At 72.0% G+C, this 11,925-nt stretch carries 10 protein-coding genes and 1 pseudogene; 6 read left to right on the top strand and 5 right to left on the bottom strand.

The features are described 5' to 3' along the window. Nucleotides 1-178: 178 nt before the first annotated feature. Both ACWGI2_RS14130 and ACWGI2_RS14125 read right to left on the bottom strand, forming a co-directional pair. On the bottom strand, nucleotides 179-1,333 hold the full coding sequence (locus tag ACWGI2_RS14130) for a hypothetical protein (RefSeq protein ID WP_453695763.1): 1,155 nt from the start codon (nucleotides 1,331-1,333) through the stop codon (nucleotides 179-181). Continuing rightward, nucleotides 1,284-2,291 carry a phosphatase PAP2 family protein gene (locus ACWGI2_RS14125; protein ID WP_453695761.1) on the bottom strand — a complete coding sequence of 336 codons (1,008 nt, stop codon included), beginning with the start codon at nucleotides 2,289-2,291 and terminating at the stop codon, nucleotides 1,284-1,286. Before ACWGI2_RS14125 ends, ACWGI2_RS14130 begins: the two co-directional genes overlap by 50 nt. 268 nt (nucleotides 2,292-2,559) lie before the next feature. Between ACWGI2_RS14125 and ACWGI2_RS14120 the strand changes: the two genes are divergently transcribed. Next, a complete protein-coding gene (locus ACWGI2_RS14120) occupies nucleotides 2,560-3,153 on the top strand; it encodes a histidine phosphatase family protein (RefSeq protein WP_453395671.1) in 594 nt (197 codons plus the stop codon). A gap of 21 nt (nucleotides 3,154-3,174) precedes the next feature. Here the strand turns inward: ACWGI2_RS14120 and ACWGI2_RS14115 are convergent, their stop codons facing one another. Then, nucleotides 3,175-4,620, bottom strand: coding sequence for a tetratricopeptide repeat protein (locus ACWGI2_RS14115; RefSeq protein ID WP_453395670.1), 1,446 nt, complete (start codon nucleotides 4,618-4,620; stop codon nucleotides 3,175-3,177). 267 nt (nucleotides 4,621-4,887) lie between these two features. Here ACWGI2_RS14115 and ACWGI2_RS14110 point away from each other — a divergent pair, with 267 nt between their 5' ends. Together ACWGI2_RS14110 and ACWGI2_RS14105 are read left to right on the top strand one after the other, a co-directional pair. Further along, entirely contained in the window at nucleotides 4,888-5,391 is a 504-nt protein-coding gene (locus ACWGI2_RS14110; RefSeq protein WP_453695472.1) for a hypothetical protein, read from the top strand. A gap of 66 nt (nucleotides 5,392-5,457) precedes the next feature. Then, nucleotides 5,458-6,318 (top strand): spermidine synthase, encoded by an 861-nt coding sequence (locus tag ACWGI2_RS14105; RefSeq protein ID WP_453395668.1) that lies wholly within the window; start codon nucleotides 5,458-5,460, stop codon nucleotides 6,316-6,318. Between the two features lie 9 nt (nucleotides 6,319-6,327). Here the strand turns inward: ACWGI2_RS14105 and ACWGI2_RS14100 are convergent, their stop codons facing one another. Continuing rightward, nucleotides 6,328-6,858, bottom strand: coding sequence for a hypothetical protein (locus tag ACWGI2_RS14100; RefSeq protein WP_453395667.1), 531 nt, complete (start codon nucleotides 6,856-6,858; stop codon nucleotides 6,328-6,330). Between the two features lie 78 nt (nucleotides 6,859-6,936). On the opposite strand from ACWGI2_RS14100, the gene ACWGI2_RS14095 reads away from it, so the two are divergent. The 3 genes and pseudogenes from ACWGI2_RS14095 to ACWGI2_RS14085 all read left to right on the top strand — a co-directional run. Then, nucleotides 6,937-7,626 carry a response regulator transcription factor gene (locus ACWGI2_RS14095; protein ID WP_160505184.1) on the top strand — a complete coding sequence of 230 codons (690 nt, stop codon included), beginning with the start codon at nucleotides 6,937-6,939 and terminating at the stop codon, nucleotides 7,624-7,626. After that, on the top strand, nucleotides 7,623-9,014 hold the full coding sequence (locus ACWGI2_RS14090) for a sensor histidine kinase (RefSeq protein ID WP_453695470.1): 1,392 nt from the start codon (nucleotides 7,623-7,625) through the stop codon (nucleotides 9,012-9,014). Before ACWGI2_RS14095 ends, ACWGI2_RS14090 begins: the two co-directional genes overlap by 4 nt. 348 nt (nucleotides 9,015-9,362) lie before the next feature. Continuing rightward, nucleotides 9,363-10,292: pseudogene (locus ACWGI2_RS14085) on the top strand (chitinase); the annotation flags it as partial. A 130-nt stretch (nucleotides 10,293-10,422) separates the two neighbouring features. On the opposite strand, the gene ACWGI2_RS14080 reads toward ACWGI2_RS14085, so the two are convergent. After that, nucleotides 10,423-11,844: a GH1 family beta-glucosidase gene (locus ACWGI2_RS14080; protein ID WP_453695468.1), complete on the bottom strand. Its 1,422-nt coding sequence runs from the start codon at nucleotides 11,842-11,844 to the stop codon at nucleotides 10,423-10,425. Nucleotides 11,845-11,925 lie beyond the last annotated feature (81 nt).

Genomic DNA, 11,925 nt, shown 5'->3' with positions numbered 1-11,925 from the left:
TGGGTTCTTTTCCCGCCGCTTCGCGGCGGATTCTCCCCACCCGCCCACCCGATTACCCGGCGACATCCGCTTACTGAAGAGCTGGCCGGTGGGTGGTTGGGTGTGAAGGGAGCGGCTGCCGCAGGGCACCGGTGGGAGAGGCGGTGGTGCGCGCCGGGTGGCCGCACCGCAGGGGCGCTCAGCATGGCGTGCCCCCCGCCGTATCCCCGCCCGAGGCGCCCGCGCCAGACAATGCCTCGGCCCGCAGCACCGCCGCCCGCCGAAGCGCCGCCACCGCCGGGTCCGCAGGATCGCCCGAGGCTCCGGTCGCCGCGGAAAGAACCCCCGCGATCGTCGTCAGGCCGCCCAGCTCGCCCCGCACCGAACGCCCCAGGGACGTCACAGCGCCCTCCTCGCGGGAGCGCTCGCGGCAGTGGAAGGCCAGTTCGCAGGCGGCCAGGCACTCGGGGGCGTACGTCGCCGGGACCGATTCGACCGCCGCCGTCAGCTCGGCCGCGGGGCGGTTCACGTCGAAGGTGGTGCCCTCCGGGAGCGCTGCCGCGATGTCCTCGATGCGGGTCAGGCGCGCCAACTGGCGCCTCGTCACCGAAAGTTGCTTGCGCACGTCGATCGCCGACGCCGTGGGGAGGTTCGAGAAGTCCTTGGGGCAGACCAGGAGCACGTGGTGCCGGATGCGGGGCGCGGGGTCCATGTGCGCCGCGACCCGCTCCAGCGCCAGGGCATACACCGCGGCCTGGCGCGCCGCCGCGCCCACCTTCGCCGCGTCCGCCGAACCGTCGATCATCGGGAAGGACTTGATCTCGACGACCGTCCAGCTGCCGTCGGGATGGACCACCACCGCGTCCGGTTCGAGGAAGGCGGGCGTCCCGGCCACGTCGAGGGCCAGCATGGGATGGTCCAGGAGGGTCCAGCCCTCCGTCGGCGTCGCCTCGCGCAGCGCCAGCGAGGTGCGGGCCGCGCGGCCTTCCGGGCCCACCGCGGCGAGGTCGGGGACGGACGACTCGCCCGGCACGGGCTCCGGGCCGCCTCCCACCCGGCCGTGCACCAGACGCAGCAGCTCCGCGCCGCCGTCGGCCTTGACCTTCGCCTCGAAGGCATTGCCCCGCATGAACGCGAACTGAGACTGACCGAAGGCCGCGGGGGAGCCGAGCGACCGCGCAAGGGTCGTCTTGTCCACGCCCGCGCCGTCGAGCAGCGCCCGCCTCCGGCAGCCCGGATTCGCGGCGAGGGCCGCCAGCGCGCGGGCGTCGAGCGGCGACGCGGGGACGTCGGGGCCGCGCAGCTCAGCGAGCCGCTGTCTTAGTGCTGTCCCCCGCTTCGGCGGGGCGGGCACTCGGCTCGGCGCCTGGCTCGGCAGGCCGCTTGCGCGGCCGGGGAATTCGCTCACCCGTCGAAGTCTGGCACCCGCCACCGACAATTGAGGACTCTGGGGCGGATGAGGCCGACGGCGAGCCCGCGAGGGACGCCGGCCTCGACCCGGCCACCGCCCCCGACGAAGGCCGCGCGGCGCCGAACGGCAGTTTGACCCTGGCCTTCACCCGGTCCGCGATCCGCAGCACCGGCCGTACGAGGAGCAGTCCGACGCCCATCACCACGGCGCCCGCGACCGCGTCGAGGAAGTAGTGGTTCGCGGTGCCCATCACGACGATCGTGGTGATCAGGGGGTAGGCCACCGCCGCGGTCCTGACCAGCGGCGAACGGCCGTGACGCCACAGTATGACCCCGCACCACAGCGCCCACCCCACGTGCAGGCTCGGCATCGCCGCGTACTGGTTGGTCATGCCGCCGAGCCCGCGCGGCGCACTCGCCTCGCCGCCCCACCAGCCGAAGTCGCTGTACTGCGCCATGGTGTCGACGAAGCCGTACCCCTCGCTCAGCAGGCGGGGCGGGCAGGTCGGCAGGAGCGTGAAGCCGATCAGGCCGATCATGGTGGAGGTCATCAGCCACGCGCGTGCGGCGCGGTAGTGGACCGCGCGGCTGCGGAAGAGCCAGACGAGGACCGCGGGTGTCACCAGGTAGTGCAGCGACGCGTACCAGAAATCGGCGGGGACGCCTATCCAGGAATGGTCGGTGAAGAGACGGTTCAGCGGGTGCTCGGCGTTGAGGCTCAGGAGCTTCTCGACGTGGAGTATGTCCAGGCCGTTGTCGACGGCGTCGGCCACGTCACCGCGGACCAGCAGGCGTCCCGCCGAGTACGCGGCGTACACCAGCACGATCAGCGGCAGTTCCGTCCACCAGCGAAGCCGGAGCCCGCCTATGCCCCCGGTGCCCGGAGCGTGGGTCTGCGGCATCCGGTCGGTCCCCCATCTGTCTTTGGTCATGCGGTGTTCGCCGCCGCATCACTTTACGGCGTACGCGAAAGCCCGCTGAGGCGGTCCCCGGTCGTCTTAGACGCAGAGATCGACGAGCGGGTTGCTCCTGGCGGGCACCCGTGATCGCGACATGGCGGGTGAGTGATGATGGAGGGTACGGACAGCTACCTGTCCACAGAATTCGCTCTATGACAGCTGATGGGCCCGCTGGTATCGACCGATGGCCGTCGGCTCGGAAAGGCTCGACATGGCACCGCGCATCCTGCTGGCCCGACACGGACAGACGGAGTGGTCCCTGTCCGGGAAGCACACCGGCAGGACGGACGTCCCGCTCCTGGAAGAGGGCCGACGCGGCGCGAAGCTCCTGGGCGAGCGCCTGCACCGCGCCCCCTTCGACGGCCTCCCGGACGCCGAGGTGCGCACCAGCCCCCTCGCGCGTGCGCGGGAGACCTGCGAGATCGCCGGCTTCGGAGACCGTGCCACCACCTGGGACACCCTCATGGAGTGGGACTACGGCTCCTACGAGGGGATGACCCCGGCCGACATCCAAGGCGTACGCCCCGGCTGGTTCATCTGGCGCGACGGCGTCCCCAGGGGCGAGACCCTGGAGCAGATCACCGCCCGCGCGGACGAGGTGGTGGCCTGGGCCCGCAGCGCGGACCGCGACGTCCTGCTCTTCGCGCACGGGCACATCCTGCGCTCCATCGGAGCACGCTGGCTGGGCCTCGGCGTCGACTTCGCCGCCCGCATCCGCCTCAACCCGACCTCGATCTCCACCCTGGGCTGGGCTTATGGCGAACCGGCCATCGAGTCGTGGAACGACACCGGGCACCTGGCGTAGGAGCCAGAGGCGTACGGCCGGCTACACCGCCCGCGGCAAGGAAGCATGCCGCTCCAGGAAGCCGCACACCCCCGAAGCGCGTCGGTGCGGAAGCAGCACCCGGGCCGTCGTGGCGAGCATCGACTGGATACGCGACGACTGCACCTCGTCCAGGAGCCCGAGCACGCGCATACCCGCCGTCGCCGCCTCGTCCGGGCGGCCCGCGCGGGCCAGGTCGTCGGCGAGCTCCGCGGTGTAGAGGGCGATGTTGCGGGTGAACTGCGGGGTCTGCGCCGACGCGATGCCCGCCGCGCGCCGTGCGTGCCGGGCGGCCCGCTCCCAGTCACCGAGCGCCGACCAGCACTGTGCCTCAAGGACTTCCAGCTCGGCGGGGCCGTAGAAGGTCATCCACTCCGGGTCGGCGTCCGTGGGACCCCGGTCGAAGAGGGCGTGCGCGCGGGTCAGTGACCGTTCGCAGCCCGCCCGGTCGCCGAGCCCCGCCCAGCCGCCCGCCTCCCGCAGCGCGAGGAGCGAGAGCAGCCGCGGCGACGAGAGGTGCCGGGCCGCCCGCGTCGCCGCCTGGGACGCGCGCACCGCCTCCCTGGGCCGCCCGGCGTCGCGTGCCAGGAAGGCCGTGTTGCAGAAGGCGTGCGCCTCCAGGGCCGGATCGCCGGCCATCCGGGCCGTCGCGAGAGCCTCGGCGTAGTGCGAGCGCGCGTCGTCGAAGCGGCCCGAGTCGTGGGCCAACCAGCCCACGGAGATGGACAGTTCCCCGGCGCCCGTGTAGAGCCGGTCCGCCACAGGCTGCCGGGTGGTGCCCGCGTCGAGCAGGGCGTAGGCGGTCCGCAGCGGGGCAGCGGCGCGTCGGTACAGGCCGTCGGCGCCGTGCCGGTCGTCGAGAAGCCGGATCCTGCGCACGGCCTCCTCGACCGCGCTCGCCTCGGCCTCGCCCGGCCGGCCGCCGTGCTGTGCGGTGGCCTCGGCCGGGCTCGCTTCCGCGAGCCCGAAGGACCCCAGAGACGCGGCGGCCACGGTGGCCGTACCGCTCATGAATGCGCGACGCCGCACGTCGATCTCCTCGTGACTCTGGATCTCGTACGGGTCGCACTCGTGCAGTTCGGGGCCCATCGGCCCGGACGGGCAAGACTCATACAGCTGGATCGTGGTGTGTGATGAGGGCGCTTCGGACTCGGCGCGCGCCCCCCGTCCGCGCACTGCGGAGCGGGACGCGAACCCCAGATCCGTCAGCGTCCGGCCGGGGAACATGTGCAGGAACACCCGCTCGTAGGCGTAGTTGGGGCACCGGATCTCGCCCGCCTCGACGCGCCCGATGTAACGGGCGTCGCAGCTGACGCGCTCACCGATGTCGCGAGCGGCCCGGCGGATCAACGCGGCGAACTCGCCCGGCGAGCGCTGTCCGCGCAGCTGCCGGAAGTGAAGGTTCGGTCGTGGGGACGGAGTTGACGATGCCATCGGTGACGACGCCATGGCCTGACCCTCTCGTACGGATCGTGCCGGATTGCGCCGAATCCTGTGGATCCGGCGGTGCTGCCCCTGTTCCGGCGGAGCACGAACGTACCCGCTGTGACGGGTACGGCACGCGGAGTTTGGCTACAAACCGGATATCTCACCCACGATCTGCCATGAAGTGCCATCCTTTGCGGCGGCATTGTGCCGTAGCTGTTGACGCCGTGCCGCGTTGAACCATGCGGAGAGGGAGCGACGCGGCTTCCGCCCTTGCGAGGAGGGGTCCCCTTGTTGGAGATCGGCGTGGAGAACGGCGAATCGCGGGCGTCGCTGACCACGGCACGGCACCTGCCGACCCAGGACCGCAGCGCACCACCGCAGCCCAGCGCACCACCACAGCAGGGCGCCCCGCCCCCGGACCCCCCCGACTTCTGCGATCTCGTCACCGTCCCGGCCCGCCAGGGCCTCGAAGCGGTCGACATCCTGCGCCGCGGGGCGGGCGACGCCGTCGGCCCCGTCCTGCACGACGGGAGCTGCGACACCCTCGGCTTCCTGGTCCCGCCCGGCACCGCCGACGCCTGGGACCTGCCGGGCAGCGCGTGTACGCAGACCTTCGGCCGCGGCATGCGCCTGCACGCCGAGCCGGAGCCCGTCCCCCCGCCGCCCCCGGTCGCGGGCACCGGCTGGCTGCTGCCCCCCGACGAGACCGACCCGGTCACCGACCCCGCCGTCCTGCGCGCGGCCCTCGGCCAGGCGGCCCGCACCATCGAGGCCGCCGACAACTGCCGCTGAGCCCTGGGAGAAGCGGTTCTCCAAGGTCATCGGGCCGCGCACTCCGCGTACGCCGATAATGGTCTGATGGCAAGGAACAGGCGGTCCCGGGAAGAGGCGGAAGCCGTCGTCGAGAAGGTGGACGGTGGGCTCGCCGAGCTGATGCCCGACCGGGACAGGCCGCGCGCGTGGACGCTGCTCGTGGACGGCGCCCCGCAGTCCCATGTCGACCTCGACGACCCCGCGTATCTCGACTTCGAGTACCAGCGCAGGCTCGGCCACGTCGCCGACCTGGTCGCGCCGCCCGGCAAACCGGTCCACGCCCTGCACCTCGGCGGCGGCGCCTTCACCCTCGCCCGCTACATAGCCGCGACACGGCCCCGCTCCACCCAGCAGGTCATCGAGCGCGACACGGCGCTCATCCAACTCGTCCGCCGCGAACTGCCGTTGGACCCGCAGGCCCGGGTCAGGGTGCGCGGCACCGACGCCCGCGAAGGCCTCGCGAAGATCGCGGACGGCTGGGCGGACCTCGTCATAGCCGACGTCTTCAGCGGCGCCCGCACCCCCGCCCACCTCACAAGCGCCGAGTTCCTCGGTGACGTACGCAGGGTCCTGAAGCCCGGCGGTCTCTACGCGGCCAATCTCGCCGACGGACCGCCGCTCGCGCATCTGCGCGGCCAGCTCGCCACCGCCGCCACGCTCTTCCCGGAGCTCGCGCTCATCGCCGACCCGGCCGTGCTGCGCGGCAAGCGCTTCGGCAACGCGGTGCTCGTCGGCTCGGACGTGCCGCTGCCGATCGCCGAGCTGACCCGGCGCAGCGCCGGGGACTCGCATCCGGCACGGGTCGAGCACGGCAGGGCGCTCATCGACTTCAGCGGGGGAGCGGCGGCGGTCACGGACGCGAGCGCGGTGGCGTCACCCGCGCCGCCTCCCTCGGTGTTCCGCTGAACCGACCGGTCAGTAGTCGTTGATCTCCACCGAGGGCGCGTGGTCGTGCCACGTGCAGAACACCGAGACCTTGTCGGCGCCCGCCGTGAATTCCACCCGGATCCAGGTGTCCTGCTTCCACACCTGCACCGACCAGCCCGCCGCGGGGGTCGCCGACACCAGCGTCGCGGAGTCCTTGCCGAGGTCGAAGACGACCCGGCCGCCCTCGGAGGAGTAGCTCTTCACGTTGCCGGGTGTGGAGGCGGGCGCGGAGGGGCTGCTCGGCTTGCCGGTCTTTGTCTTCGACGGCTTGCTCTCGGGAGGTTCGGCCGTCTTCGAGGGCTTCTTCGACTTCGAAGGTGAGGGGGTCGGCGTCGGGTCCGGGCGGTGCGTGGAGGAGGAGAGCGGCTCGGTGCGGTCGCCGTCGGCCGCGAGCGGCACGGCACGCGGCGGGTCGTAGGCGGTGCCCGCCATGACCGTGTGGACACCCCACCAGGAGAGCGTGACCGCCGCGCCCGTGGCGAGCGACCAAGCCATTGCGTGTACGAGTCCTCTGCGCATCGCGAGCCATACTGCACCACAGGACCCGTCGGCGTCCCAGGAGGACCGGGGTCACCCCTATGGCGTACGGTGCCGCCCATGGCAAGTGTGCTCGTCGTCGAGGATGACCAGTTCGTACGCTCCGCTCTCATCCGGCATCTGACCGAGGCATCGCACACCGTGCGCAGCGTCGGCACCGCCCTTGAGGCGCTGCGCGAGGTGGCCCATTTCCGGTTCGACGTGGTGATCCTGGACCTCGGTCTGCCCGATCTGGACGGTTCCGAGGCGCTGAAGATGCTGCGCGGGATCACCGACGTCCCCGTGATCATCGCCACCGCGCGTGACGACGAGACCGAGATCGTCAGGCTCCTGAACGACGGCGCCGACGACTACCTGACCAAGCCGTTCTCCGTCGAGCACCTCTCGGCCCGGATGGCCGCCGTGCTGCGCCGCTCGCGCGTCACGGCGGGCGAGGACCCGCCGAGCCGGGAGCTACGGGTCGGGGGGCTCGCCATCGACCCGCTGCGCCGCCAGGCCGAGCTGGACGGGGCGCGGCTCGATCTGACCCGGCGCGAGTTCGATCTGCTTGCCTTCCTCGCCGGGCGTCCCGGCGTCGTCGTACCCCGTAAGGAGCTGCTCGCCGAGGTGTGGCAGCAGAGTTACGGGGACGACCAGACCATCGACGTACATCTGTCGTGGCTGCGGCGGAAGTTGGGCGAAACGGCCGCCAGGCCGCGCTATCTGCACACGCTGCGGGGTGTCGGCGTCAAGCTGGAGCCACCGCTGTGAGGTGGGCGCTCGTCAAGGTGTGCCTGGCCGTCACGACGATGGTCGTGGTCGCCTTCGCGGTGCCGCTCGGCCTTGTCATCCAGGAGATGGCGCGGGACCGTGCCTTCTCGAACGCGGAGCGGCACGCGGCCGGCATGGGCCCCACGCTCTCCATCACCACCGACCGCGATCAGCTGACGAAGGCCGTCGCCACGTCCGAGGCGGGCGGCGAGGGCCGCATGGCCGTGTACGTGCCGCCCATCGACAAGGCGCCCGCCCTGGAGATCGGCGACCGGCGTGCTGACGCGCACGCGGTGGAGACCACGCGCAAGGAGGGCCGGGCACGGACGGCGACGGTCGAGGGCGGCTTCGCGCTGCTCCAGCCGACGGCGCTGAGCTCCGGACAGATCGCCGTGGTCGAGATCTTCGTGCCTGAGGGCGCGGTCAGCAACGGCGTGACCACGGCGTGGCTGGTGCTCGCGGGCGTCGGCGTCGCGCTGATCATCGGGTCCGTGGCGGTGGCGGACCGTCTGGGCGTACGCATGGTGCAGCCCGCCAAGCGGCTCGTGGGCGCGGCGCAGTCCCTCGGGGAGGGAAAGCTGGGCGCGAGGGTCCAGGAGGAGGGCCCCACGGAACTGCGCCTGGCGGCCGTGGCGTTCAACTCGATGGCCGATCAGGTGGTGCAACTCCTGGCGAACGAGCGGGAGTTGGCGGCGGACCTGTCGCACCGCCTGCGCACTCCGCTGACGGTGCTGCGGCTCAACGCGGCCTCGCTGGGTGACGGCCCCGCGGCCGAGCAGACCCGTATCGCGGTGGAGAAGCTGGAGCGCGAGGTCGACACGATCATCCGCACCGCCCGCGACGCCAAGCCGCAGACCGCCGCGGTCGGCCCCGGCGCGGGCTGCGACGCGTCCGAGGTGATCCAGGACCGCATGGCCTTCTGGTCGGCGCTCGCTGAGGACGAGGGGCGCGAGGTGCGGGTCGCGGGGGTGGAGCGGCCGGTGTGGATACCGGTGGCGCGCCCGGAACTGGTCGCCTCCCTGGACGCGTTGCTCGGCAACGTCTTCCGGCACACGCGGGAAGGGGCGGCGTTCGCGGTGGACGTGCACAGTGGCGAGGACGCGGTGATCGTCCTGGTGTCGGACGCGGGGGCGGGGATCGCCGATCCCGAGGCCGCGTTGGCGCGGGGCGCGGGGTCGGGGGCCGATGGGTCCACTGGCCTGGGGCTTGACATCGTGCGGCAGTTGGCGGAGTCCACCGGCGGGGATGTGCGGATCGGCCGGTCCGTCCTCGGCGGCACGGAGGTCCGCATCTGGATCCAGCTGGACGGTCGCAGGCCCGTGGCCGGGGGCCGTGGGCATCGGGGTGCTGCCGTACGTCGCCGTAAGCGCAGCCCGAGCCTCCGCTGACGCCCTGAACCGCCGCTTCGCGGCGGATCTTTCCCGCCCACCCACCCGATTGCCCCGCATCCGATCGTGCCCCGACCCAGCGCGGAGCGCGGGAAATTAACCGTCCCCGATCGCTCCCTTAAGCCCGCCCTAAGATCCGGACCTGGGGTCCGATTGGTCCGATAAGCCGGATCACGCGGGGCTAGCGTTCTGCACGCACCCCACCCCCCGCACAGCTAAGGCAGGCACGCGATGAGCAGCACGCATCGGCGCACGGTGAGCACCAAGTCCAAGGTCATAGGCGGCATCGTGGCCGCGGGCCTCGTCGGCGGCGGCGCCTTCCTCTTCTCCGGGACGGCCCTCGCGAACAAGGCGCCCGCGGAGAAGACCCCCGCCAAGGCAGCCGCCCAGGCCAAGTTCGCCCCGTTCGTGGACACTTCGCTCGCCCCCGCGTACGACCTCGTCGACACGGCCGCCAAGACCGGCGTGAAGGAGTTCACCCTCGCTTTCATCACCTCCGGCGGCAGCTGTGAGCCCCTCTGGGGCGGCACCACCGGGCTCGACGACGACAAGGTCGCCTCGCAGATCGGTGACCTGCGGGCCAAGGGCGGCGACGTACGCGTGTCGTTCGGTGGCGCGGCGGGCTCGGAGCTCGGCCTCAAGTGCAACAGCGCCGACGAGCTGGCGAAGGCGTACGGCAAGGTCATCGACAAGTACAAGCTGACGAAGGTCGACTTCGACATCGAGGGCGCCGCGCTTCCCGACACCGCCGCCAACACCCGCCGCGCGCAGGCCATCGCGCAGCTCCAGAAGGAACACGAGGGCCTGGACGTCTCGTTCACGCTGCCCGTCATGCCCGAGGGGCTTACCCAGCCGGGCGTCGACCTCGTCGCCGACGCCAAGAAGAACGGCGTGAAGGTCTCCGCCGTCAACATCATGGCGATGGACTACGGGCCGTCCTACAGCGGCGACATGGGCAAGTACGCCATCGACGCGGCGACCGCCACGCAGAAGCAGATCAAGGGCGCCCTCGACCTGTCCGACGAGGCCGCCTGGAAGGCCGTCGCGGTCACCCCGATGATCGGCGTGAACGACGTCACCACCGAGATATTCAAGGTCGACGACGCCACCGAGCTGGTGAAGTTCGCCGAGGAGAAGGGGCTCGGCTGGCTGGCGATGTGGTCCTCGACGCGCGACAAGGCCTGTGAGGGCGGCGCCAACAACGGCGCGCAGCCGACCTGTTCGTCGATCGAGCAGGAGCCGCTCGCCTTCACGAAGGCGTTCGCCGCCTACAAGTAGCCCCGCGGGAACCCAGTAGAACCTCAGTAGAACCCCAGTAGCTGCCACCCCCCCCCACGGCGCCTCGACCGGCATCCCCCCACCCGGTCGGGGCGCCACTCGGCTCCTCGGAACCGCCGGCCGGGGCCGGTCAGTCCGCCACGTACTCGCGCGGCAGCTCACCGGCGGACGCGACGCCCGCGTACCAGTGGGCGCTGGACTTCGGGGTGCGGGCCTGCGTCTCGTAGTCGACGTACACCGCGCCGAAGCGCTTGCCGTAGCCGTACGACCATTCGAAGTTGTCCATCAGGGACCAGAGGTAGTAGCCGCGGACGTCGGCGCCGTCCGTGATGGCGCGGCGGACGGCGGCCAAGTGGCCGTGCAGGTAGGCGATGCGCTCGGGGTCGTGGACGCGGCCGTCGGGGTCGGGCTTGTCGTCGTAGGCCGCGCCGTTCTCGGTGACGTACAGCGGGAGGCCCGGCGCCTCGCGGGTGTAGCGCATGATCAGGTCGTGCAGCCCCGTCGGGTCGATGGTCCAGCCCATCTCGGTGCGGTCGCCCGGCGTCTGGTGGAAGGCCACGTCGTCGGAGGCGGGCCACGGGGAGTGCTCACTGGCGCCGTGCCCGTCGGCGCGGGGGTTGCCCGGGTCTTCGTGAGCCGCCGAGACAAGGGCGGGCGTGTAGTAGTTCAGGCCGAGCGCGTCCAGCGGCTGGTGGGCGGCGGCCAGGTCGCCGTCCTGCACGAAGGACCAGTCGGTGACCCGGGCCGTGTCGGTGAGCAGGTCCGCGGGGTAGGCGCCGTGCAGCATCGGGCCGTGGAAGACGCCGTTCGCGAGGTTGTCGATGCGCCGGCGGGCGTCCAGGTCCGCGGGGCTCTGCGAAACCGCCCTGACCACCGAGGAGTTGAGGCTCACCGCCACCTGCGCGCGGGCAGGCAGGGCGGCACGCAGCGCCTGGGTGCCCAGACCGTGCGCGAGGTTGAGGTGGTGCGCTGCCGCCAGCGCTGCCGCCGGGTCGGTGCGGCCGGGGGCGTGCACGCCGGAGCCGTAGCCGAGGAAGGCGCTGCACCACGGCTCGTTGAGCGTGATCCACGACTCGACGCGGTCACCGAGGGCTTCGGCGACGAAACCCGCGTACTCGGCGAACCGGTAGGCGGTCTCCCGCGCGGGCCAGCCGCCCGCGTCCTCCAACTCCTGTGGCAGGTCCCAGTGGTAGAGGGTCAGGGCGGGCTTGATGCCCTTGCCGAGCAGTTCGTCGACGAGCCGCCGGTAGAAGTCGAGCCCGCGCTGTACGGCGGGTCCGCGCCCGGTGGGCTGCACCCGCGACCAGGAGACGGAGAAGCGGTAGGCGTTCAGACCGAGGTCCGCCATGAGGGCCACGTCGTCGCGGTAGCGGTGGTAGTGCTCGACGGCCACGTCACCGGTGTCGCCGTCGGCCGTCCTGCCGGGCGTGTGACTGAAGGTGTCCCAGATGGAGGGGGTGCGGCCGTCTTCACGTACGGCGCCCTCGATCTGGTACGCGGACGTGGCGGCACCCCAGAGGAAATCGGCCGGAAAGGCGAGGGATTCAGGCATGGAAGCGCTCCCATGGGTGGGGTAAGAGGACAGGGGAAGAAAGAGGCGGGGAGCCGGGGCCGAGGCGGCGGCCCGGCCCCG

It is taken from the genome of Streptomyces sp. NPDC054866 (genome assembly GCF_053610745.1).
This window is presented reverse-complemented; position numbering and strand designations above follow the sequence as displayed.

Excerpts from the sequence above, each read along its gene's own strand:
- ACWGI2_RS14125 (WP_453695761.1), bottom strand. The coding sequence starts at position 2,291 with ATGCCGCAGACCCACGCTCCGGGCACCGGGGGCATAGGCGGGCTCCGG.
- ACWGI2_RS14120 (WP_453395671.1), top strand. The coding sequence starts at position 2,560 with ATGGCACCGCGCATCCTGCTGGCCCGACACGGACAGACGGAGTGGTCC.
- ACWGI2_RS14115 (WP_453395670.1), bottom strand. The coding sequence starts at position 4,620 with ATGGCGTCGTCACCGATGGCATCGTCAACTCCGTCCCCACGACCGAAC.
- ACWGI2_RS14105 (WP_453395668.1), top strand. The coding sequence starts at position 5,458 with ATGGCAAGGAACAGGCGGTCCCGGGAAGAGGCGGAAGCCGTCGTCGAG.
- ACWGI2_RS14100 (WP_453395667.1), bottom strand. The coding sequence starts at position 6,858 with ATGCGCAGAGGACTCGTACACGCAATGGCTTGGTCGCTCGCCACGGGC.
- ACWGI2_RS14095 (WP_160505184.1), top strand. The coding sequence starts at position 6,937 with ATGGCAAGTGTGCTCGTCGTCGAGGATGACCAGTTCGTACGCTCCGCT.
- ACWGI2_RS14080 (WP_453695468.1), bottom strand. The coding sequence starts at position 11,844 with ATGCCTGAATCCCTCGCCTTTCCGGCCGATTTCCTCTGGGGTGCCGCC.